Below are 23,300 nucleotides of genomic sequence, written 5' to 3'. Positions count from 1 at the left end.
CAAAAAACAATTTTTTTCGACAAATTCCTATTCTTAAATCATTGGCATAGTTCCCGGCTTTTTTGTCGCTTTCATATAACATGGGAATAAAAAAGCTGACAGAAAAGCTTGCTAAAATCGTATATGCTACAAAAAAATAGGCAAGTTCTACTCCTTTCAAACCTGTTGCACTTAAAAGATATACAATAAAAAGACCGGTAAAAATTAAAGGACACAAGATAATTACCATTATGGCCGGTGTTCTTTTGATTCTTAACAGGTAAGACTTTAGAATATTAAGCATGACCTTTTCCTCTTTCCATCACTATATTTATAGCTGTTATTATGATATACACCATGACACTTAACACTAATCCGACATATACTGCATTCATAGATGTTAAAGGGGATGATTTTTCCAAAAAAGTACCGTTAGGATGAACCTCAATAATCGGACATAGTATACGTAAATTATAATCCCAAGGGAAAAATTCCCAATACGAGGTTACAGCAATAATTGCCGACGGAAAGGTAAATATAAAATTAATTAAAATCACTAAAAACCTTTTATGAAATAATTTGTAAATAAAAAAAGATAAAGCAACTACCGGCAAACTTCCAATAAATAAACAACAGGTAGCTACTATCATGATTTTAAGACTAATCTCCTCATGTAATAAAAATCTACCTATTAAATAAATTCCTGTCGATGACAATATCAAAACAGTAAATAATTCAAAAATAACTATTCTGTTCTTGGCAATTAACATCTTTTCCGGGAGTATATCCAATCTTCGCAACAAGGCAACATGCTCTTCTTTCTCTTTACTAACAATATTAACTACAAGCAGACTTAATACAATAGGTAAAATCAGAACAGGATACCAATTAAATGCTGTGGCCATTAAATAACTTCTTCCTACAGGGCTTTGCCCCATAATACTGACCATAAAAAGATTAAATAACACAAAAATAACAGGTACTATATATTTTAGTGTAGAATTGGCAGCTCTTTTTTCCTTAATCCATTCCGCTTTCAGCATCTTAATCATCATTCATCACGTCCTTTCTAATAATTTCCATAAATAAATCTTCCAACTTAGACGAATCGGTATTTTGACCTTCATAACTTAAACGTCCTTTATTTAGGATACCTATTTTATCTGCAATCTGTCCTACTTCACTCAAAATATGACTTGATAATATTATTGTAATGCCTTGACCTGAAAGCATTTTTATCAACTCTCTTAATTCTTGAATTCCTACAGGGTCTAACCCGTTTGTAGGTTCGTCAAGAACTAATAATAACGGGCTGTTAATCAGTGCCATTGCAATACCCAGTCTTTGTTTCATACCTAGGGAGAACTCTTTTGCCAACTTTTTGCCGGTATTATTCAATGAAACCATGCTAAGTACTTCATCAATTTTCTTTCTGTCAATATTCAGTAAAGTTGTAATAACCTCTAAATTTTCATAAGCCGTTAAATTAGGATAAATAGCAGGATGTTCAATAATCGCCCCAATTTTCTTTACATCATCTGCAGCTAACAGATGATTTTCAAACATCACTTCACCCGAGCTTTTTGGAATCGCTCTTGTTATGATTTTCAATAATGTCGATTTCCCGGCACCGTTAGGCCCCAACAGACCATATACCATACCTTTTTCCACTTGAATTGAAACATTATCCAGTGCAATCCCGTTTTTATATTTTTTTGTCAGTCCTTTCGTTTCTAATATAATACTCATTTGATTTACCTCCATCATTTTTATGGTATTGTTATAGCCGATAAAAATAACTAAATTATAACCGTAAAAATTTTATGGATCTGTTGAGATATATTTCATTAAAATAGGCACATAAAAAAGCACATAGCTGAAAGACTTTAAAATCTTAAAGTTATGTGCTTTTGCTTTACATTCCCACTTGTTACATAATTTCTACTGTAATATAAAAACGATACAATACCACTATAAATTCAACAGATTCATTACCATTTTTACCATCACATCTTTTTCTTCCGGTTTTGATTCAGCAATCCTCCAAAGATTGATACACATCCTGACCAAACACACTCTGGTAAACAGCGTCAATAATTCCTTCTACCTTGCCGGCCTCTTTTTCTACACCAAATACATCTGTTTCAAAAGGATCTTTCATCTGATAAACCATACGAATACACTCTTCATAAGTAATGCGGTATACAGGAGCACTTCCCTCCGGCTTACTTAATGCCTGATGGTCATATTGATCCAAAAGAATCAATGCATCCGTGTATTCATTCACAGCTCTGAGCACATCTTTTTCCTCTATATCGAGTGCATCTGCAATCATCCTTGACTGGATATCAACTGTTTTCTTAAGCGCTTGAAGACGCTTTTCATTGATTGCATAGCCTTTCAAAATATACTCTTTAAGAACATTATTTGCCCATTTTCTGAAAGCTATACCTCTTTTTGAATTAACTCGATATCCGACAGACAAAATCATATCTAAATTATAAATTTTAGGTTTTCTTCCCCCTGTACTTCTGTCGGAAAAACCGACAGAAGTCTCATCCAGTTCTCCTGAAGCAATAATATTTGAAATATGTTCGCTTACTGTAGCGTGTTTAACATCAAACAATACTTCCATTTGCTTTTGTGTCAGCCAAACGGTCTCCAGTTCAGTATTGATTTGAACTTCTATATTAATATCACCATCTGTAAATAATACAATTTCATTCTTCATTCTTTAGTTACCCTCCACGAATATTTCCCGATAGCATTTCTAATATAGATTTTACTGTACTTTTCATATTCAGTCCATCTTTTAGTCCGGGCCTGTAGAAAAACTCTTCAAAACGCTCTAACTTTATCATCCATTTAAACTGCCTCCAAAACTTTAAATTAACACTCAAACCACATATAAAAAGTGGGTTAAAAAATCAACCCACCCCAACACTTGACAAAGAACCCATTATTTGAATGAGTCCTACAGACCCAATTTTAGTATGTCCAATATTCTCCTTCAAATACAAATTCTATATTTTTCTCAACTTTTACACTCTATCCACTGCACCAACCGGGCAAACCGTTAAGCAATTACCACAATGCAGACAATGCTTATTCTCAATTACATAGGGTATGGTCTCTTGGTTAATGCAATCTTGTGGACAAACTTCCACACACCTTCCACATCCGATACAACCATCCGTAATAAAATAACCTTTCATTTCATCTTTTTTAGCTACAAAAGAAAAATTTGCTCTCTCTATAGGCTTTTTAGATAAATCAAACCATTCTCCTGTACCTTCATAAATTTGAAATACTGTCAGGGCTTTTCTTGATTCTGCAGTTGGATATATTTGATACATATATTGATTCTTTTCAAATAACTCAGGGATTTTTTCATATCCAAGTTCTCTAACTTTCCCTCTTACAGATACCGCCACTCGTGACATTGTGTCCTCGCCTTTCATCGCTGTAAATGCAAGAAATCTCCTATCTGATAATCTATCATATAAGTTCTTACCTTTTGCGGTCAGAAAATATAAACTTGAATCGTCTGCATCCATCATATCAATAGCTGCTGTGACCGGAAGACCTTCGCTATCTACAGTCGCAACTATAACTGTATGAATTCCATCTACTATATATTTCAAATAATTCTTCGCTTCCATCATGATTTTCCTGTACCCCTTGCCACCTTATATTATAATATCAAAAGTTACATTAGAACTTTCCATTCTGATTTTTCCAAGTCGTTTTGTCAGCTATTATTTCCATAACATCCCAGTGTTCTGCAATTTTCCCATTTTCCACACGGAACAAATCATAGAAGGATGTTGCCACACCACCAAATGTTCCTTCACTTACTGCAAGTGCATAATCTCCATCAGCCAATACAAAATAAGTCTTATTATATATCATCTGTATTCCCTGTTTTGCCAACGCTTCAAGTGCTGCACCAAGCCCTGAAAGTCCATCAGCAATTGCTGTATTGTGCTGAATATAATTATCTCCATAGAAGTATGAAGTGAGCCTATCAGGATTTTCTCCACGAAGGACATCTCCTACAAATCCCTCTACAACCTTTCTTGTATCTTCCTTATCCACATCTTTCTTCTCTAAGTTGCCGTCAATCTGTGTATGCCCTGACGGATTAGGTTCCGTTTTTGTAGCCAGATTGTCCCAGTGCTCTGCAATCTTTCCTTCTGAGTCAAATCTGAAAATATCAAATGCTACCTGCTCTCCTTCTCCTGCAAAATTATATATCGTTTGTAGAAACACCTTATCGCCATCCTCAAATGCACGAATATTATTAACTGTTGTTTTAACCGGTGCCGATGCAAGATATTCCACTGCTCCTACAAAAGCATCTCTTCCTGTTCCATAAGCAAGATTATGCTGAATGTAACCCTCTGCAAGAAGTTCCTTTGCCTTCATTGTATATCCTGATGCAAATGTGCTGATAAGTGCCAATGCTTTCTCTTTGTTTGTCATGATAATTTCCTCCTGAATTTGATTTATTGCATTGATGTAACCTTTATTTTTTCATCTTGTGGGCTTATATTATCGCTATGTGGATGTAATGTCAACAGTTACATCTATATTTTTACGATATACTTGATAATTGGAAGAAAATGAAAGAAAAATATGAGAATAACGAAATTACAAAAGAAGCATTGCAAGATTAGAAAGCTAACTATCCTGACATCCTGAAGAAAGATTATGTTCCTTTTGAAGAAAGCAATGTAAAGTTTTATAAAAAAGGTATATCTGCTAAGATTCCACCAGATATAAAATAAGCACAGAAAAAGCACATAGCCAAAAGATTTTTAGGTCTTAAAGTTATGTGCTTTCGCCTTATAATTTATCGAACTACCCCGACAAACGATGATTTATTTACTAGTAATTATGTGAGTAAAAATCAATTATGGGAATGCCTTTCGAAATGAGATAATTCCCAATAGCTCTTTCAATATCATCTTTTTTATAAACATTAAGTATCCCTTTTGTCAAAGGAAATATAAATACAAATGAGTCATCCCATTTTTCACCAACTTCATTTATTAATTTTCCAGAGGTATTATCATTTTCAAAGTTTATATCAAAACTTTTAGCAACAACACCCAAATGACCCTTATCAGTAAATTTCATCCAAATTATATCGCTCGGATATGTTAGATCAAATCTTTCTTTTATTCGTTCGTATTTGAAATCATATTTTTCATACCTACGTTCTTCTTTATTCCATTTTGTATCTTCCCAACTACATCCACACGCAATAATGCCGTTGCCTAAAATAATAGCCTGATTTTCATCATCTAATGCAAGTAGAGCAATATTTTCTTTCTCATCTAACTCGTTTCTTGACCTTAACATATTAATAAACTCATTTGCAAACGAAAACACTTTAGTAAATAAGATAGGTTTAAGTTTAGCTTGTTCTTTCGCTTTGATAATCCTCTTATCCCAATTTGATTTGCGTTCTTCAGAAGTAGTAGTCTCTGTCGTCCTTGGCGGTGTGTCAGGATTTTTAGCAAAAAATATCTCTATATTCTCCATAATAGTTTTCTTCTCCAAAAATATATATTTACTAGTTACCGCTTTTTAAACAATTCACCTAAATTCAACAACTCCCTTTTTAACCTACTATTTCAGCTTTTTAGTATCAAAATAGTATCATTTAGAGAAATTCGCTACATCAAAATCGCTGAAACTCATTGTTTTCAACAGTTTTATAGCAGTAACATATTTGCTTCTGCTATTCCAACTCAATAGTTCCCGGTGGCTTGCTTGTGATATCATAGAGTACCCTGTTTACATGGTCTACCTCATTGATAATCCTGTTGGTCACCTTTTCAAGTACTTCCCAAGGGAGTCTGGCAGCCTCTGCTGTCATAAAATCTATTGTCTTTACTGCACGAAGTGCTATGGCATAGTCATAAGTTCTGTAATCGCCCATTACTCCTACGCTTCTCATATTTGTAAGAGCAGCAAAGTACTGGTTGATTTCCTGTGAAAGTCCTGCCTTGTCTATTTCCTCACGGTATATAGCGTCTGCATCCTGAACTATCTTTACCTTTTCTGCTGTCACTTCACCTATTATTCTTATACCAAGGCCCGGTCCCGGGAATGGCTGACGGAATACAAGATGCTTCGGTATGCCAAGCTCAAGTCCCGCCTTTCTTACCTCATCCTTGAAAAGATCTCTAAGCGGCTCTATGATTTCCTTGAAATCAACATAGTCAGGGAGTCCTCCTACATTGTGATGTGACTTGATTACTACACTCTCTCCGCCAAGTCCTGATTCCACAACATCAGGGTAAATTGTTCCCTGTACTAAGAAATCTACCTTACCGATTTTTTTCGCCTCTTCTTCAAAGACTCTGATAAATTCCTCACCTATTATCTTACGCTTCTTTTCAGGCTCGCTTACACCTGCAAGTTTTGAATAGAATCTTTCCGCTGCATTTACTCTGATGAAGTTCAGCTTATAATTGCCGTTCGGTCCGAATACGGCCTCAACCTCATCACCTTCATTTTTTCTAAGAAGTCCATGGTCAACAAATACACAGGTAAGGTTTTCACCTACCGCTTTGCTTAGCATTACTGCTGCAACCGATGAGTCAACACCGCCTGAAAGTGCACAAAGTACCTTACCGTTGCCTACCTTTTCTTTTATTGCCTTTATACTGTTTTCTACAAAGGCATCCATTTTCCAGTTACATTCACATTTGCAGACATTCTTTATAAAGTTTCCAAGCATTACAGAACCGTACTCTGAATGCAAAACTTCAGGGTGAAACTGAATTCCGTATAGATTCTTCGCTGTATTCTCATATGAAGCTGCAAGACAGTCATCACTATGTGATGTAATCTCAAATCCTTCACCAATTTTACTTATATAGTCTGTATGGCTCATCCACACAATACTTTCCTTCGGCACATTCTCAAACAGTGCACTGTCAGTCTTATCCACTGTCAGTTTGATTTTACCATACTCTCTTACACTTGCTCTTTCTACCTTTCCGCCAAGTAGATGCTGCATAAGCTGTGCACCGTAGCATAGTCCAAGTACAGGAACTCCAAGTTCAAAAAGCTCTTTTGAATATGTAGCTGAATCAGGCAGATAGCAACTGTCCGGTCCTCCTGTAAGTATGATTCCCTTCGGATTTTTCTTCTTGATCTCTTCTAAAGGGGTTTTATATGAATAGATCTCACAATATACATTGTTTTCTCTTACTCTTCTTGCAACCAACTGGTTGTACTGGCCTCCAAAGTCCAAAACAATTATAAGTTCCTGCTTTAATTCCATCTGTATCTCCTATACTTGATAAATTAATTTGTACATACAATAATATATCCTAAATAGAAAAAAAACGCAAATATTCTATTGTTCTTAAACGTATAATTTTACTTTTCAGGTTTGTCCTTAGCAACGCTTGTTGAAACTATAAAATTTCTCATATTCTTATTTTCATCAATTCGTATATAAGCATAATACTCATTCCAGAATATAGAATCACTGTTGGTACGCCATGCTATTCCATATACAGAGTCTGTAGGCTCGGATTCATCCGGTATTAGCCAAAGTTTCTTTTTAAATATATTTTTTATATTATCTGTATCAAAAGTATCTAACAGATCCAGCACTTCAAGCTCAATATCTATACCGGCATTTTTCACTGCACTCTCACAGTCATTATCCATATAGAAATTCACGACCTTGGCATCCTTTATATCCACATCTTTGTCAAGACTTCCGTACAAATCTATTGCACCTATAAGTGTATCATCTTTAACTAATAAATATGGCGCTCCCCTTAGAGTCTCTCCTGTACTTCTATATCCCTTTTCTACAGTAATATTTTGATTTCTCTCAAACTTTGTATAAGAACCGCTTGTCAGCAATTCACTGTACTCATATGTATCCTCATCATTCATAATGTATATATCAAATCCTCCGTCTAAGAGGTCTTCTACACTTGTCTTACTCAATGTTATTTTCATCCCTCCTACACTCATTACAGGGGGCTTTACCGGTAAACCTATAAGAATATATCCGAAGCATAAAAAGACAATCAATAATGCCAATACTGCAAGAGAAAATATAGCATTATATGTACGCTTTCTTGCATTAAAAAAAGCTCTTACAGGTATTGCTATAATCATTCCGCCAAGAGCCGCAGCCCCTGATCCCATAACACTCATTAACTTCAGAACTATCAGTACCGTGATAACTATACTTAGAATATATAAAAATATCTCACCTATTTTCATTTTACTTGTATCGGTTTGATTATTTGCCGCTCCTCGCATACCGTATGCTGAACTTTTCTTCAAGCTGATTCTAAGCCAAAGTGCTATAGCAATAAAGCAAACTCCAAGGAAAACCATTAACCCTATAAATAATAATCTGGCGCTCATACTTACCCTCCTATTTACGTATTTACATATGATTATTCTACCATATTTTATATAATTTTTTTAATTTTTGCAAAAAAGCATTCCAAATTTCTTTTTCATATGTTATCATAACACAAATTTTTCTTTACTGAGGAATAAGGGAAAATTAGCGCCAGGGCTTCGGGGATTCCCCTAGCTGACGAGGTAAACAGTTATCGAAAGATTCGGCGGATGCTGTTTCGGAGTAGTGCATCGTAAAAGAAAGAAAAAAAGCGAAATCAAGATCGTAACAAAAGCTTTCTTCGCACAATAAACAATTAAATAGGAGTAAAATACTATGTGCGGTATTGTTGGTTTTGTTGGGCAGGGGAATACGAAGGATATTCTACTGTCCGGTCTTTCGCGTCTAGAATACAGAGGCTATGATTCTGCCGGAATAGCTCTATATTCTCATCCTTTTACTGTAGTAAAATCTGTAGGTAAATTGGAGGAATTGAAAAAAAAGGTTGTTGCTTCCAAAGAATGTGATTTTCCATGCTCTATGGGAATCGGTCACACACGTTGGGCAACTCATGGTAAAGCTGACGAAAAAAATTCTCATCCACACTTATCTATGAATAAAGAAGTGGTGCTGGTTCATAACGGTATTATTGAAAATTTTGCAGATTTAAAGAACTTTTTACAAGAAAAAGGATACAGTTTCTACTCAGAAACCGATACCGAGGTTGCTGTAAACCTGATTGAATATTTTTACTTGAAAGAAAAGAATATTTTAAATACTCTCTTCTTAGTGCAAAGAGAGTTGAAAGGTTCTTACGCCTTTGCAATTATGTTCGAAGATGATGCAAATACTCTTTATGCAATGAGAAAGGACAGTCCTTTAATTGTAGGAAAAGGTGAAAATTCTTTTTATATTGCCTCAGATATTTCCGCATTTTTGGACTATACAAATGAAATATATGCCTTGGAAAACAAGGAGATTTTAAGCCTTTCCGAAAATGAAATACATATTTATAACAAAAATAAGGAAGAGGTAAAACGCTCTTCCGGTATAGCCGATCTTGATCAAAGCCGAATTCATAAAGGAGAATATCTGCATTTTATGGAGAAGGAAATCTTTGAGCAACCACAGGCTGTAAAAGATACTCTACTTTATGCCTGCGGCAAAGAAAATGATGACTTTTCCTATGAGGCCTTCTCTATGAGTGAAAGGGATTTCCGGAATATTTCAAGAGTCAGAATAATCGCGTGTGGATCTGCATACCATGTAGGCTATGTATTAAAGTCAGTTTGTGAAAGCCTGGCAAGAGTTCCGGTACAGGTGGAACTTGCAAGTGAGTTCCGCTACAATCATCCGATTTTAGAAGATGGTGAACTGGTTATCAGTATAAGCCAGTCCGGAGAGACTGCGGATACTTTAGCTGCGGTAAAAGAAGCAAAGAAATTGGGAGCAAAAACTCTTTCCATTGTAAATGTCAAGGGATCTGCAATTGCCGGGGAATCCGACTTTGCCTTTTATACACAGGCAGGACCTGAAATTGCAGTCGCCACTACAAAGGCATATAGCTGTCAGCTTGTTGCCGGATACATTTTCTCAATACTTTTAGCTAAAGCAAATGGTAAAATTAAAGATGAAGAAGCTCAAAGCCTCAGAGATGAACTTTTCCTTCTCCCCGGTAAGATTCAACAATGTCTTTCCCTGGATGGCGAAATCCTACCTATGGCAAAGAAGCTGAAGGACTCAGACAATATTTTCTTCCTTGGAAGAGGTCTTGACTGGGCCATCTCCATGGAAGGAGCTTTGAAGCTTAAAGAAATCAGTTATATTCACTGTGAAAGCTACAGCAGCGGTGAGTTAAAGCATGGCACAATAAGCCTAATAGAAAAAGACAGTCCTGTGATCGCTCTTCTTTCCCAAGAGAAACTCTCCAAAAAAAGTATTTCAAATATTCACGAGGTGAAAAGTCGTGGAGCAAAATGCTTTGCTCTCACAATGGAAAATATTTCTATAGATGAGAATGACTTTGTACAAAATCTTAGTGTACCAAGTACCCATCCTCTCTTTGCCGGAAGCCTTTTGGTAGTTCCACTACAGTTTCTCTCCTATCAGGTCAGCCTCCTAAAAGGATTAGATCCTGATAAGCCAAGAAATCTGGCAAAGTCTGTTACGGTAGAGTAAATAATAAATTTTAAAATCGAGTACAATTATTCAAAGTCTACGACTGCTTAAGTTGTAGACTTTTTTATATTCATAATTTTCAACCTTTTATTAAAACGCAAAAAACTCCGAAACATTGTTTCGGAGTGTAATATTGCAATACCTGATTATCTCTTTGAGAACTGGGGCGCTCTTCTCGCTAGTACTAATATCTGCTCTGTTATGATCATTTCTCCATGCCTTTCTTACTGAAATGTACGGTGTTAATGCATCCAGAAAAACACAATCCCATTGCAATACCAGAATTTATTCTCATCGTAAACCTGCATATAAACCAAGCATTACAAATGTGTAGATTGAAAGACCTCTTACCTCATCTATCAGACGTTCTGCCTGTTCGTCCGTAAGTGCCTCCTTGTCTTTCTGCAGTATACCTCCGCCTTCTGATGAAAGATAGAGTGTCGGATCTTTTCCAATCACACGACTATCGAGAGCCGCTTTAAATATCTATGACCGGGCCGCGAATTACGGAAGTATCATTGTCCCTTCTTGTAATCCTTATAATGCCGGCTGCATACTGACATCCTTGACCATTTCTACAATACGTATCCGCTACCGTCCCAATGGACATCATCACGTATTTCAGGCCCCCACAAAAAGTAATGTACCAAGTGAATGATATTCAGTTTTCAAGGAGCTGCTAAAAAACTTTTGTCCTTGCATGTATCAGTTTATGGAAATTATCAGTTATTAACGATTACCGGGTTGAAGAGGATTTTCAATATTATTATGCAGACAAAAAACGATCACCCCCACATTACTGTGAGAGCAATCGTTCCCACACCTATAAAATCATCATTTGTTTTTCAACTTTATTAGAGACTTTGGAGACTTTACATTGCCATCCCTATAGATAACACCTTCTTCTATCAGAGGATTTATAACTTCAACCAAAAATTGGCTCCTGCTTTTATAACTTGTAACTATCTGAAGTTCCTTCACATGCTTTGATCCTTCCGTTCTTAGAATCTCCAAAATCTTTTGTCTATCAGATAATTCATCTTGTACCACCGGCATTGCACTATCTTCGTATATAAGATCAAATAACCGTAGATCAAGGAACCCGGGATAGATCAAAACTCCGGGTTGCAAATGTTCTGCACTGCCTTTATAACTTTCAACCATTGTTTGAAATCCTGTTCCACCACGCTCCATCAAATTTGCCATATCCAAACATGCCGCTATAATCGAATTTCTCCGGATAGAAGGAATAGAACCTACCGGATATCGATTATAGCTCTTTGGCAATAGCCACGACCCCGGGGACACAATATCAATCCTGTCAATATAGACGTCCACATCAATCTGTGTGCCGGCAATAGAATAATCTCGATGTGCAATCGCATTCACTAATGCCTCTCTAATGGCTTCTTTGGGATAGGCACGAACCTCTTCACGACCACCTGACTCCGTTTTTCGCCATCCGGTTCGTGTATTCCTCTCTATAAAGTTCAATGCATTTTTAAAAACTTTAGCTAAGGAACCTTTATATCTTCCACTATCCAGCACTATGCCTGTTTTATCTTTTCCCTTCCAAAGCCGACAGCAAATTAACGAGTCATCACCATCATAGTCATCACTAAACATAAGAAAACCGGATTTTGCATACCCTTCCTTAGAAACGATTTCTTCATTTTGCAAATCCTTAATAGTAGGTATGGATGACTCTTCTCTGTATTCCCTGCACAAATCAAGATACTCTCTCCATTGATTTTCAGCATAAAGTATTTCACTTGTTTCATTATCAACCCCAAATTTTCTTTTGGATAATGAAATAATATCTTCCGGTGAAGCCGTGGTTGAATTTCCATCCCCTTTTATATATACAGTTTCGTTAAAATCTCCTTCTTTGTATCTCACAACAGAATCAGCTTGAATAACATTGACAGCTAAAACAAATTTCTCTGCATCTGCATCAACACTCCTCATCATATAGCGAATTTTTGCATGTGGGAAAATATGCCTATCATTAATTTTTGATATCAATAATTTTGTTTTATCAATTTCATCCAAATCAATACCAAAAGCCTCCCCACTATCAGAGACTCCGACAAACATGGTTCCACCATTGCCATTTGCATATCCTACAATAGTTTTAGCCCATTTAATCGGTTTATCAGAGTTTAACCTTGCTTTATATTCATACTCTATATCCTCTGCAATTACATCCGGATATAATTCTTTTATTTGCATCCAAGTACCTCCAATATTCTTCTTATAAAACATACCAAACATTTCAGAACATTGCAATAACATTTCGGAACATTACGGACACATTGCGAAGCATTACGAATTTCAATAGATATTATACACTGTCTCCTCAAAAAAATTCTAAATGCTTATTTTGCTATCCCAATAACATTACGAGACATTTCGGAACATTATTTTTCCATACTGATATCCGATACACAAGCAATCTCTACTAATAGTTCATGAGGACAGTTCCTTTGTCCCCCAAGAATGTTCCTTAGATGTTGAATACTTATAGGCGTTTGCGAAACGCCAAAAGCCGTATAAATACGACACTTTTTTGTTACTGAATATAAAAATCTCCTCTAGATTTGTGATGGTATGTAAAAAAGAGCTTCAACTCATTCTTCAACTTTAAAGAATGAGCTAACGCTCTATGTATCTAAAATTTGATTCATAAACAACAGATGCTAATAAATGATGACGCCTGATAACAAATTACAGCAGAATTTTTGGCAACAAAAAACCCCCGAAAACCATTGATTTTCCGGGGTTTTTTGATTCTTCCAAGTCTCGATTATCTCTTACTGAACTGTGGTGCTCTTCTCGCTGACTTAAGACCGTATTTCTTACGCTCTTTCATTCTTGGATCTCTTGTAAGGAATCCGGCCTTCTTTAAAGTTGGTCTGTACTCCTCATCTGCGTGAAGAAGTGCTCTTGATATACCATGTCTGATAGCTCCGGCCTGGCCTGTGAAACCACCACCGCAAACATTTACAAGTACATCAAACTTATTTACATTGTCTGTAGCCACTAAAGGCTGACGAACAACAACCTTCAATGTCTCAAGACCAAAATACTCATCAATATCTCTTTTATTTATTGTTATCTTACCTGTTCCAGGTACAAGATATACTCTGGCGATAGAACTTTTTCTTCTACCTGTTCCGTAAAACTTATCGTTAGTCATACCATTCTCCTTCTTAAAGATTATTAGCCTTTAATTTCCAATACTACCGGCTTCTGTGCCTGATGTCCATGAGTCTCTCCTGCATAAACATGAAGCTTTCTGTACATATCTCTACCAAGTGGTCCCTTTGGAAGCATGCCCCTGATGGCAAGCTCTACTACTCTCTCAGGCTTCTTTGCAAGAAGTTCACGAAGAGTTGTCTCTCTCATACCACCAACATACTCTGAATGGTTGTAATAAATCTTCTGATCTAACTTTTTACCTGTAACCTTTACCTCAGCAGCATTGATTACGATAACATAATCTCCACAATCAACGTGTGGTGTAAATTCCGGTTTGTTCTTTCCTCTTAATACACTTGCAACTTCTGAAGCAAGTCGTCCCAATGTAGCTCCCTTTGCATCGACAACATACCATTTTCTGTCGATCTTATCCGGATTAGCCATAAAAGTTTTCATTGACTGACCTCCATTAATCTTTTAACTTCGCTTTATATGGATAAATGCTCTCCGGGGCATTGGAATAAGCATTAATCTCTAATGTCACAATTAATAATTATATTTAACTTACCTTTATTTGTCAATACCAATATTTGAGCTTTTTTATGAAAACTTACACGCTTTTTAGGCATTCTCAAGCACCAGATGTCCTGTTGCAACTCTCATGCCCGATCTTCTGTCAAACAATAATATATCATCTCCGTTTATATTGATGTTTACATTTTCACCTATTTTATAGGCTGTGTTTCCAAATATAACTCCCGTAAGCAGATAATCTCCAAATCTTAACTTCAATGTGCTTTCCATTCCTGTAGGCATCGCACCGTAAATAGTTGTATGAAGCCCTTCTCCTGATGTTATTCCTATGGCCTCCGGTCTTATTGCAACTACAAAGTCCTCATTACTTACAACAGGCTCACTTTGTATGCTGCTGTCCTCTTCCATAACCTTTGCTATATGATACTTAAATACCTCATCCTTGTTAGCCTTTTCCACATAATGCTTATCCTTCATAAGTCCTTTAAGCAGTTCCTGCTTCTTTGCTGCATCGCTATCTCTTTTTTCAAACCATTCATTCAGCTTTATATTTTCATTTGTGACAAACTTTGCCTTTACACCGCCAAGGATGTCCAAAGAAATACTTCCATCACCCTGCTGAGTACCCTTTGCCTCTACAAAGTTAATAGAAGGATTTCCAACGAAATCGGCAACAAAGAGATTTTCAGGTCTTCTGTAAACCTCAAGTGGAGGTGCATACTGCTGCAATACACCATTTTCCACAAGACAAATCTGAGTTGCAAGTGTCATAGCCTCCATCTGGTCATGTGTAACATAAACAAATGTACTTCCTGTCTCTACATGAAGTCTTTGAAGCTCATAACGCATTTCAAGTCTAAGCTTTGCATCCAGATTTGAGAGTGGCTCATCCATAAAAAGAACCTGTGGCCTTGGTGCAAGTGTTCTTGCAATAGCAACTCTTTGTTGCTGACCACCTGAAAGCTCTGCCGGATATCTGTCCATAAACATACCGATCTTAACAATTCTTGCTACCTGGCGAAGTCTTGAATCCATTTCCTCATCAGTGAGCTTACGGACTTCTGTCACTACATTACCTGCCTTAACAACTTCAAAGTCTTTATTCAGTTCTTCTCCCTTTGCTCTATGTGCATCTACAATGCTTACAAGTTTTTGCTCATACTCCGCTCTATACTTATCGGCAACCTCATCCGGGTTATCACTTTCATGAATTTTTAATTCAAATACAGTTTTTGCACTGAATATTGACAGTTCAAAAGCATCTATCAGTTTTACATAGGCTCTGTTATTATCCAGCTTTCCGTTTTTATCATAGCAATCCATTACTTCGGCCTTTATTCTTTTACCATTCTGTAATGCTCTCATAATATCTGTATATCTTTTTGCTTCTACATCTATTACCGGAAGTTCTTCCTTTATATTCTTTAGTCCAAACATTATATTCTGATAAACAGTCATATTTGGCCAAAGAGCGTAGTTTTGAAATAAGAATCCTACTCTTCTCTTATTTGCCGGTACATTAATTCCCTTCTCGCTGTCAAATACCACATTATCTCCGATAGTTATTCTTCCTTCTGTAGGTGTCTCCAAACCTGCAATCATACGAAGAATAGTTGTCTTTCCGCAACCCGAAGGTCCAAGCAATGTAATAAATGAATTGTCAGGTATCTCAAGACTTAAGTTATCCACACCAAAATAGTTTTTCCATCTTTTGGTAATATTTGTTAATGTAATTGCCGGCATATCAACCTCCTATTCCATTGTCCAGGCTTGAACCTGTAAGTTTATCTGCCAATGTATTAAAGAAAAGTATAGTTACGATCAAAATTAAGTTTATAGCACTTGAAAATGCGTACAATCCCATTTCATCAAAATAATCAAGTGTAGTTGACAATATAAATCCCTGTGTACAAAGTAAGAGGAATAATGACAACTCTCTGAGGCAAGTCATGAAAGGTAAGCTAAACCCACTTATAATAGAAGATTTCTGAATCGGTATAATTATTCTTACCATTCTCTTAAACCATCCTGTATTTTGAATTATAGCAGCCTCTTCAAGCTCATTACTGATTTGAAGCATTGAGTTTAAAGATGCCCTACTTGCAAATGGAATGTATTTTATAACACCTGCTATAATAAGCAGATAATATGTGTTAAATAAATTTATATGTTCATTTGAAAATAATATAAAGAACGCTGCACCCACTGCTATAGAAGGCATCAAATAAGGTAAAAAAGCCATATTATTTACATATGAGGCCCATTTTGATCTTCTGTTCTTTGCTACCGCATAGCCAATCAAAGTACCTATAGTACCTGCAATGGCCGCACAAGCAAATGCTAAAAGTAGTGTACCCCAGAATGCTTTCCATATAGTAGGGTTGTGTAGTATACCAAACTGACCGTATAGTCCGTTTTCTGTAACATTTTCACTTGTCAACCACCATTTTGTAGTGAGATTACTGAAATCATGTGTGTAAAGGAAGCTGTAATCTCCCGGATTTGGAAGGAATGTTTCAAGTGCAAAAAGCATAATAGGCCAAATACTTGTAAAGAAAGTCAGTACTGCAAATACTGCTCCTACGACATATTTTCCTATCTTTCCTATATTAATCTTTGAGAGCTGACCTGATTTTCCTGTAACTGTTGTATAGTTTTTTCTACTTCTGAGGGAAAGCTGATTTATTCCAAGTATCATTATACCAAATACCATCATAATGATTGCCAGTATACTTGCCTCGCCTGTATATTTACTGTTCATAGAAATATACTTTGTTGACAATGTGGTAAGCCCAAGATAATGAGGCACAGGATATGAGCCCATTGCCGAACCGAATACCAGCAAAATAGTATTGAGTATAGCAGGTGTGATCATAGGCAATGTGATCATTGTCATAATTTTCCATTTAGGTGTATCAAGTATTGTAGCCGCCTCTTCAAGATTGGCATCCATGTTCTTGAAAATTCCACCAATCATAATATATGCAAAAGGTGCATAGTGAAGGCCTAATACTACAGCACTTGGAAATAGTCCCTGACACCACCATTTAGGGAAAGTAATGCCTGTAAGTGAGGCAATTAAACCGTCAGAAGTTCCTAGAACAGCATTGGAATTAAACATATTTTGCCATACAACTGCCAATGTCCACTGCGGCATTATATATGGAAAAATGAAAATTGAGCTCAGATATTTTTCGAACTTCATATTGGTTCTTGTAACCAGAAATGCAAAAAATCCACCGTAAAGAATAGATATTATACATGTAAGTACAGCCAAAAGTATTGTGTTAAAGAGCGGTCTCCAAAGATTGGACATCGCAAGTTTACTTGTAAATAAGTCTGTATAGTTTACAATACTGTAGCCTGATGCCTTTCCTGTAAGATGCTGATCAATTGTACCGGGATGTATCTGTAAAGTATCCTTTACTATGGCAATGACCGGTGCGATCGTACTGAATGTCAGCATTATTCCAAAAATAAGCAAAATAATATTTTGTGGCTTGCTAAAAAAAGTTTTAACTCTATTTTTTAGTATTCCCATAATTTTCTCCTTAAAAAGGTGCTGCACGAGGCAGCACCGGTCAAATTAGTTCTTATCTGAAGCTTTACTTAACATTTCAATCCAGCTACCTACAGTAAATGAAACCTCTGCACAGTACTGTGGGTCTTCAAGTACAAGACCTCCATCAGTTGTCCACCACTCATAGCCTCTATCATTCTTAGCCGGGAACTGGTCCTCTCCTGCCTCATTGTATCCACCCTTTTGATGCTGATACTTAGCCTCAGTTTCTTCCATAACCTTAGGATTTGAAGAATATCCTCCCATATCCTTACCCCATGCGCTGAATCCATCTTCTGTACATGTGATATATGCTATAAATGCACATGCTGTCCAAGGAAGAGGACTGTTCTTTGTAAGGAAGAGATAGTGGTTATATCCGTAACCACCCATACCTGTATAATCATCCTGATATGCCGCAACAGTTACATTATTTACTGATATATTTGAAGATTCCTCTATAGAACGTAGTTTTGAATAAACCAAAAGTCCTGACTGATTCTTTGCTGATGCATCTACAAGAGTATTACATATAGGTCCGTCATCTGTTTCTTCTGTATAGTTTTCAACCCAGAGCTTAATCCATGCAAGAGCGTACTTTCCATTATCAGACAATCCAAGGTCTTTTGCATCTGTCTCAACTTCTTTAATAGTTGGATCAAAGTATGCCTTCTTAGTTTCATCAAGCTTGTCATATGCTTCTTTTAACTTATCCGCATATGTATCCTTTGTAAGCATATAAAGGAAGTTCTTTCCTACAAGCTCGGAGTCTATATCCATAAACAAAGGATGTGATCCTTCATATACAAAGTCCCAGCAGTTAGCAAACTTTGCATCTCCCGTATTGTTGAACATAAATACTTTATTCAATGTCTGCAGAGGAAGGAATCCTGTATAACTGTCTGCAGTCACCTTATTAGCATCTGCCCAGTCCTTAGGGATAAATGTCTTTAATATATTTGTTTCTACCATTTTAGTCTGTATCTGGTTTCCGTCCTGTATCAAAGTCATTGCAAATGTACCTGTAGGCTTTAATGAATCTGCACTAAGCTGCTCAAAAATCTTATTATTCTTAGGCTGCTGCCACTCAAAATTCATATTATAACTTGGATTGATTGTCTGCAAATATGAAATAAATAATGGTATTGCAGTCTTTCCACGGCTTGAGTTTCCTACACCATAGAATGTCTGTCCGTTAGACTCTTCAATAGCCTTCTTTGCAAGTTCTTCCAATGTCATCCCCTGAGCCTCTGCAATTATCGCATCTACACCTGTAAGATTCTCTGCAGCCGCCTTTGTAGTCTCTGCAGCTTCCTGTGACTGTCCTGCCGCTGTAGTACTGTCACTTGTAGCCTGCTTTGAGCCACCTCCACACGCACCCAATGTTGTAATCAACATGGCTGATACAACCGCTAACGCTAACCCTCTTTTTTTCATTTTTTCCTCCTCTTTATGGTTCTACCATATTTTCAGCTCGTATTTTGAAGTGATATTTGTAAAGTTTAATTCGAACAATACTTTTTGATTTTCAAGAACAATTATAAATTTCACTTCTACATCAAATTTGATTTGCTTAAATATTCGACGATATTTGTATTTTAATTATAATAATCCAATACAATTTTGTCAAGTTTTGATATAGAAGTAATACCTAAGATGAAAAGTCTATTTTCACTATCCCTATATTAAAGTTAAATTTAGTCTTACACATATTCAACTTTTACAATAGTTGCATTTAGTACTACCCTTTATACAATCAAAAAAGGCATAACCCTTGTATATAAAGAGTTATGCCCATATACTATTTCAATTTTTATTTCCCCTCATACTTTATAAGGCTGGCAATATTGTATTTTGAAAGCTTTTCTCTGCCATTAAGTCCCTCAAGCTCCATTACAAATACAATCTTTACGATTTCACCGCCAAGACTTTCAACAAGTTTTGTAATAGCCTCTATTGTACCGCCTGTAGCTATCAAATCGTCTATTATAACAACCTTGTCGCCCGGCTTTATAGCATCCTTATGAATTTCTATTGTAGCCTTGCCATATTCCAGATCGTAATCCATGCTTACAGTCTCACATGGGAGCTTACCTTTTTTTCTTACAGGGATAAAAGCCTTATGCTCTGCATAGGCTACAGGTACACCGAAGATGAAGCCTCTTGATTCAGGGCCCAAGATAAGATCATAATCAAGATCTTTGATCTCGGCTCTCAAGCCGTCTATGCTCAGGGCAAGTCCGTCGGGATCCTGTAATATAGTGGTAACATCTCTAAATATGATTCCCGGCTCCGGAAAATCAGGGATACTTCTTACATAGTCCTTTAATTCTTTCATAATACACACCAAATCGTCCCAAAATATCTATTGGGCCGGCCTTTCTGAAATATTTACAATATTATTTATAGATAGGATACTTATCCATAAGCTTTGTAACTTCAGCTCTTATCTCATCTGCCTTTGTATCAAACTCAAATGCAGTCATTCTGATAAGTCTTGCTATAGTCTTCATATCCTCTTCCACAAGTCCTCTGCTTGTTACGGCAGGAGTACCTATTCTTACTCCACTTGTTGTAAAAGGACTCTCAGGATCATTTGGGACAGTGTTCTTGTTCAAAGTAATATATACTTCATCACATTTATTTTGAAGTTCCTTTCCGGTAACACCTGTACCTCTAAGATCAAGCAACATCAAATGATTGTCTGTACCTCCTGTAAGGATATTGAATCCCTCAGCTATCAAAGCATCAGCCAATGCCTTGGCATTCTTTACTATCTGCTCCTGATATGTCTTAAATTCAGGCTTTAGAGCCTCACCGAAGCATACAGCCTTTGATGCTATTACGTGCTCAAGCGGACCGCCCTGTATTCCCGGGAATACAGCCTTATTAAAGTTAAATTTCTCAGCGGCTTCCTTGTTTGCCAAAATAAGTCCGCCTCTCGGTCCTCTAAGTGTCTTATGTGTTGTTGTAGTTACAACGTCAGCAATTCCGATAGGTGATGGATGAAGTCCTGCAGCTACAAGTCCCGCAATATGAGCCATATCAACCATAAGATATGCACCCACCTTATCTGCAACTTCTCTGAATCTCTTAAAGTCGATAGTTCTTGCATATGCACTTGCACCTGCTATTATCATTTTCGGCTTACACTCGATGGCAATCTTTTCAAGCTCATCATAGTCTATAAAGCCTTCATCATTTACACCGTAAGGTACTATATTAAAATATTTTCCTGAAAAGTTTACAGCTGAACCATGTGTCAAATGTCCTCCATGATTCAAATTCATTCCAAGCACTGTATCCCCGGCCTCAAGCATTGCCAAAAATACAGCCATATTTGCCTGTGCTCCCGAGTGTGGTTGTACATTTGCATAGTCACAGCCGAAAAGCTTCTTTGCTCTCTCAATTGCAATACTCTCTACTATATCTACATCTTCACATCCGCCGTAATATCTCTTCCCGGGATATCCTTCGGCATATTTATTTGTAAGGACTGTTCCCATTGCCATCATTACAGCTTCGGATACAATGTTTTCAGATGCAATAAGCTCAAGATTTCTTCTCTGTCTGTTTGCCTCTTTTTCTACCGCAATGCCAACCTCAGGGTCAAGTTCCTTTAAAAAGTTCATCACTTCATTAACCATATCTTTATCTCCTAACTACAACTATATTGCTGTTGTCTATGAAAGTATACAATAAATCAAATCTCTTTGCTATATGTTTTTACCTATAATTACTTATAACTATCTGCAGGCTTTCTCTTCCATTATACTCATTAATATCAGGATAATATATAATATCTATCTCTTTTCTTTCCTTTATGTCTTCAAAGAACTCTTCACCGTCACCGAAATAGATTCCCTCCACTACAGTCCCGTCTGTATCTTCCAAAAGCATCTTTACAACATTTTTGTTCTTTCCGAGTACCTTTTTTGAAAGTACTTTTATATCTTTTCTGGCAAACTTGGGTTTTTCATTCTTATTTCCAAAAGGCTCAAGTTTTTCAAGTTCTCTCACGAAATCGAGGTTCAAATATGAAAACGGAAGAGCAATATCTATCCAGATCTTTTGCACAAAATCCTCTTCACAAAGTTTTGAATTCATATTAAGCCTGTTTCTAAACTCATCAAGCCTGTTCTTTTCAAGGCTCATTCCGGCAGCCATATGATGTCCGCCGAATTTTACAAATACATCTTTGACTTCATATAGTGCTTCAAACATGTTGTAGCTTTCTATAGACCTGCCAGATCCCTTTATCATATCTTCCTCTCCGAAGGCTTCCGTAAGTATGATAGTCGGTTTTCCAAGAGCCTCTCTTACTCTTCCGGCTATTATTCCGGCAATTGATTCATGACAATCATCTAAATGTATTACAAGAATATCATCATCTATATATTCATTTTCTGCAATCTCTATAGCTCTTTTTACATTCTTTAATGTAAGGTCTTTTCGCTCGTCATTTAATTCCTTTAAATGAGCGGCATATTCATCCGCTTCTTCTTTACTTTCAGCCATAAACATATTAAGTGCAATCAGAGCATTTTCAAGTCTTCCTCCGGCATTTAGGCATGGTCCTAGTACAAATCCGATACTGTACGCACTGAGTTTTTTACCCTCCATACCTGTAGCCCTTATAAGAGCCTGAAGCCCAAGATTATTTGTATTCATCAAACTTTTCAGCCCGTTTTTTACCAATATCCTGTTTTCATCAATTAACGGCATAACATCTCCGACAGTAGCTATAGCCGCTACTTCTAAGAGATCTTTAAGCTCCGGATCATCATAAATCTTTTTTGTGTTATTTCGCTTCTCATAAATATATTCCATAAGCTTATATGCCACCAGACCTCCGCATATACTCTTGAAAGGATATTCACAATCACTTCTTTTCGGATTTATTACTACATTTGCAACAGGTAAAAGATCTTTATCATTCTCTTGATACACCTCATGATGATCGGTGATAATTACTTTAATTCCAAGTTTTCTTGCAAGCTCCATCTGAGAATGTGCCGCAATACCGTTATCACAGGTAATAATCATATCCACTCCGTCATTTGCGGCTTCATTTATTATATTATCATTGATTCCGTAACCGTCCTTTATTCTGTCCGGTATCCTAACATCTACATTTGCTCCGAAATATTTTAATGATCTTACCAGAATATAAGACGAGCATACTCCGTCTATATCATAGTCTCCTACTACTCTTATCTTTTTTCCTGCATTTATTTCTTCCGTTATGATATCATAAGCCTCATTTATGCCGGTCAAGTCTTTCGGATTATGCATAAGGCTCATATCATTTTGAAGAAATATCGTAAAATCTTCTTCCTTTATATCCCTGTTTATTATAATCCTTGCCAATACCGGTGAAATATTAAAACGGGCTGATATTTTTTCAAACTCAGCCCGCTTTGTATAAAGCATCCACTTTGACTCCATCTATTC

The 23,300-nt window shown here is 36.6% G+C and carries 20 protein-coding genes; 1 reads left to right on the top strand and 19 read right to left on the bottom strand.

Going from position 1 to position 23,300, the window contains the following annotated elements; genetic code table 11:
• Positions 1-275 precede the first annotated feature (275 nt).
• The 9 genes from HMPREF1140_RS09860 to HMPREF1140_RS09825 all read right to left on the bottom strand — a co-directional run bounded on the left by HMPREF1140_RS09860 (position 276) and on the right by HMPREF1140_RS09825 (position 8,394).
• The gene (locus HMPREF1140_RS09860) at positions 276-1,034 is read right to left on the bottom strand and encodes an ABC transporter permease (protein ID WP_242822878.1); all 759 of its coding nucleotides are present in this window, start codon (positions 1,032-1,034) and stop codon (positions 276-278) included.
• Positions 1,024-1,728 (bottom strand): lantibiotic protection ABC transporter ATP-binding subunit, encoded by a 705-nt coding sequence (locus HMPREF1140_RS09855; RefSeq protein WP_009663646.1) that lies wholly within the window; start codon positions 1,726-1,728, stop codon positions 1,024-1,026. Before HMPREF1140_RS09855 ends, HMPREF1140_RS09860 begins: the two co-directional genes overlap by 11 nt.
• Positions 1,729-2,011: 283 nt before the next feature.
• Positions 2,012-2,710, bottom strand: a complete 699-nt coding sequence (gene rhuM, locus HMPREF1140_RS09850; RefSeq protein ID WP_009663760.1) for a RhuM family protein — start codon at positions 2,708-2,710, stop codon at positions 2,012-2,014.
• Positions 2,711-2,717: 7 nt separating this feature from the next.
• Positions 2,718-2,840: a hypothetical protein gene (locus HMPREF1140_RS13845; RefSeq protein WP_009663693.1), complete on the bottom strand. Its 123-nt coding sequence runs from the start codon at positions 2,838-2,840 to the stop codon at positions 2,718-2,720.
• Positions 2,841-3,020: 180 nt separating this feature from the next.
• On the bottom strand, positions 3,021-3,641 hold the full coding sequence (locus HMPREF1140_RS09845; protein ID WP_009663655.1) for a DUF362 domain-containing protein: 621 nt from the start codon (positions 3,639-3,641) through the stop codon (positions 3,021-3,023).
• 52 nt (positions 3,642-3,693) lie between these two features.
• Positions 3,694-4,464, bottom strand: a complete 771-nt coding sequence (locus HMPREF1140_RS09840) for a nuclear transport factor 2 family protein (protein WP_009663718.1) — start codon at positions 4,462-4,464, stop codon at positions 3,694-3,696.
• Between the two features lie 405 nt (positions 4,465-4,869).
• Entirely contained in the window at positions 4,870-5,529 is a 660-nt protein-coding gene (locus HMPREF1140_RS09835; protein WP_009663702.1) for a hypothetical protein, read from the bottom strand.
• Between the two features lie 199 nt (positions 5,530-5,728).
• Entirely contained in the window at positions 5,729-7,282 is a 1,554-nt protein-coding gene (gene guaA / locus HMPREF1140_RS09830) for a glutamine-hydrolyzing GMP synthase (protein ID WP_009663738.1), read from the bottom strand.
• A gap of 98 nt (positions 7,283-7,380) precedes the next feature.
• A complete protein-coding gene (locus tag HMPREF1140_RS09825) occupies positions 7,381-8,394 on the bottom strand; it encodes a hypothetical protein (protein ID WP_009663755.1) in 1,014 nt (337 codons plus the stop codon).
• A 316-nt stretch (positions 8,395-8,710) separates the two neighbouring features.
• Between HMPREF1140_RS09825 and glmS the strand changes: the two genes are divergently transcribed.
• A complete protein-coding gene (glmS, locus tag HMPREF1140_RS09820; protein ID WP_009663781.1) occupies positions 8,711-10,552 on the top strand; it encodes a glutamine--fructose-6-phosphate transaminase (isomerizing) in 1,842 nt (613 codons plus the stop codon).
• Between the two features lie 291 nt (positions 10,553-10,843).
• Here glmS and HMPREF1140_RS14155 read toward each other — a convergent pair whose 3' ends face one another.
• The 10 genes from HMPREF1140_RS14155 to recJ form a co-directional block, all read right to left on the bottom strand.
• On the bottom strand, positions 10,844-11,011 hold the full coding sequence (locus tag HMPREF1140_RS14155; RefSeq protein WP_009663710.1) for a hypothetical protein: 168 nt from the start codon (positions 11,009-11,011) through the stop codon (positions 10,844-10,846).
• Between the two features lie 375 nt (positions 11,012-11,386).
• Positions 11,387-12,784 (bottom strand): RNA-binding domain-containing protein, encoded by a 1,398-nt coding sequence (locus HMPREF1140_RS09815; RefSeq protein ID WP_009663765.1) that lies wholly within the window; start codon positions 12,782-12,784, stop codon positions 11,387-11,389.
• A 574-nt stretch (positions 12,785-13,358) separates the two neighbouring features.
• Positions 13,359-13,751, bottom strand: a complete 393-nt coding sequence (rpsI, locus tag HMPREF1140_RS09810) for a 30S ribosomal protein S9 (protein WP_007590784.1) — start codon at positions 13,749-13,751, stop codon at positions 13,359-13,361.
• A 23-nt stretch (positions 13,752-13,774) separates the two neighbouring features.
• The gene (rplM, locus tag HMPREF1140_RS09805; protein ID WP_009663695.1) at positions 13,775-14,209 is read right to left on the bottom strand and encodes a 50S ribosomal protein L13; all 435 of its coding nucleotides are present in this window, start codon (positions 14,207-14,209) and stop codon (positions 13,775-13,777) included.
• Positions 14,210-14,374: 165 nt separating this feature from the next.
• Positions 14,375-16,030: an ABC transporter ATP-binding protein gene (locus tag HMPREF1140_RS09800; RefSeq protein WP_009663766.1), complete on the bottom strand. Its 1,656-nt coding sequence runs from the start codon at positions 16,028-16,030 to the stop codon at positions 14,375-14,377.
• A gap of 1 nt (position 16,031) precedes the next feature.
• A complete protein-coding gene (locus tag HMPREF1140_RS09795; protein ID WP_009663688.1) occupies positions 16,032-17,828 on the bottom strand; it encodes an ABC transporter permease in 1,797 nt (598 codons plus the stop codon).
• Between the two features lie 45 nt (positions 17,829-17,873).
• Positions 17,874-19,283: a hypothetical protein gene (locus HMPREF1140_RS09790; protein WP_009663715.1), complete on the bottom strand. Its 1,410-nt coding sequence runs from the start codon at positions 19,281-19,283 to the stop codon at positions 17,874-17,876.
• Between the two features lie 376 nt (positions 19,284-19,659).
• A complete protein-coding gene (locus HMPREF1140_RS09785; protein WP_009663773.1) occupies positions 19,660-20,184 on the bottom strand; it encodes an adenine phosphoribosyltransferase in 525 nt (174 codons plus the stop codon).
• A 61-nt stretch (positions 20,185-20,245) separates the two neighbouring features.
• Positions 20,246-21,493, bottom strand: coding sequence for a serine hydroxymethyltransferase (gene glyA, locus HMPREF1140_RS09780; protein WP_009663727.1), 1,248 nt, complete (start codon positions 21,491-21,493; stop codon positions 20,246-20,248).
• Positions 21,494-21,572: 79 nt separating this feature from the next.
• Entirely contained in the window at positions 21,573-23,294 is a 1,722-nt protein-coding gene (gene recJ / locus HMPREF1140_RS09775; RefSeq protein WP_009663684.1) for a single-stranded-DNA-specific exonuclease RecJ, read from the bottom strand.
• Positions 23,295-23,300: the final 6 nt, after the last annotated feature.

It is taken from the genome of Lachnoanaerobaculum sp. ICM7 (genome assembly GCF_000287675.1).
Lineage (GTDB): Bacteria > Bacillota > Clostridia > Lachnospirales > Lachnospiraceae > Lachnoanaerobaculum.
The sequence above is the reverse complement of the archived record's forward strand: the minus strand, read 5'-3'. Positions and strand labels throughout refer to the sequence as shown.

Coding starts and splice junctions, on each gene's coding strand:
- HMPREF1140_RS09860 (WP_242822878.1), bottom strand. CDS start 1,034: ATGATGATTAAGATGCTGAAAGCGGAATGGATTAAGGAAAAAAGAGCT.
- HMPREF1140_RS09855 (WP_009663646.1), bottom strand. CDS start 1,728: ATGAGTATTATATTAGAAACGAAAGGACTGACAAAAAAATATAAAAAC.
- rhuM (WP_009663760.1), bottom strand. CDS start 2,710: ATGAAGAATGAAATTGTATTATTTACAGATGGTGATATTAATATAGAA.
- HMPREF1140_RS13845 (WP_009663693.1), bottom strand. CDS start 2,840: ATGATAAAGTTAGAGCGTTTTGAAGAGTTTTTCTACAGGCCCGGACTA.
- HMPREF1140_RS09845 (WP_009663655.1), bottom strand. CDS start 3,641: ATGGAAGCGAAGAATTATTTGAAATATATAGTAGATGGAATTCATACA.
- HMPREF1140_RS09840 (WP_009663718.1), bottom strand. CDS start 4,464: ATGACAAACAAAGAGAAAGCATTGGCACTTATCAGCACATTTGCATCA.
- HMPREF1140_RS09835 (WP_009663702.1), bottom strand. CDS start 5,529: ATGGAGAATATAGAGATATTTTTTGCTAAAAATCCTGACACACCGCCA.
- guaA (WP_009663738.1), bottom strand. CDS start 7,282: ATGGAATTAAAGCAGGAACTTATAATTGTTTTGGACTTTGGAGGCCAG.
- HMPREF1140_RS09825 (WP_009663755.1), bottom strand. CDS start 8,394: ATGAGCGCCAGATTATTATTTATAGGGTTAATGGTTTTCCTTGGAGTT.
- glmS (WP_009663781.1), top strand. CDS start 8,711: ATGTGCGGTATTGTTGGTTTTGTTGGGCAGGGGAATACGAAGGATATT.
- HMPREF1140_RS09815 (WP_009663765.1), bottom strand. CDS start 12,784: ATGCAAATAAAAGAATTATATCCGGATGTAATTGCAGAGGATATAGAG.
- rpsI (WP_007590784.1), bottom strand. CDS start 13,751: ATGACTAACGATAAGTTTTACGGAACAGGTAGAAGAAAAAGTTCTATC.
- rplM (WP_009663695.1), bottom strand. CDS start 14,209: ATGAAAACTTTTATGGCTAATCCGGATAAGATCGACAGAAAATGGTAT.
- HMPREF1140_RS09800 (WP_009663766.1), bottom strand. CDS start 16,030: ATGCCGGCAATTACATTAACAAATATTACCAAAAGATGGAAAAACTAT.
- HMPREF1140_RS09795 (WP_009663688.1), bottom strand. CDS start 17,828: ATGGGAATACTAAAAAATAGAGTTAAAACTTTTTTTAGCAAGCCACAA.
- HMPREF1140_RS09790 (WP_009663715.1), bottom strand. CDS start 19,283: ATGAAAAAAAGAGGGTTAGCGTTAGCGGTTGTATCAGCCATGTTGATT.
- HMPREF1140_RS09785 (WP_009663773.1), bottom strand. CDS start 20,184: ATGAAAGAATTAAAGGACTATGTAAGAAGTATCCCTGATTTTCCGGAG.
- glyA (WP_009663727.1), bottom strand. CDS start 21,493: ATGGTTAATGAAGTGATGAACTTTTTAAAGGAACTTGACCCTGAGGTT.
- recJ (WP_009663684.1), bottom strand. CDS start 23,294: ATGGAGTCAAAGTGGATGCTTTATACAAAGCGGGCTGAGTTTGAAAAA.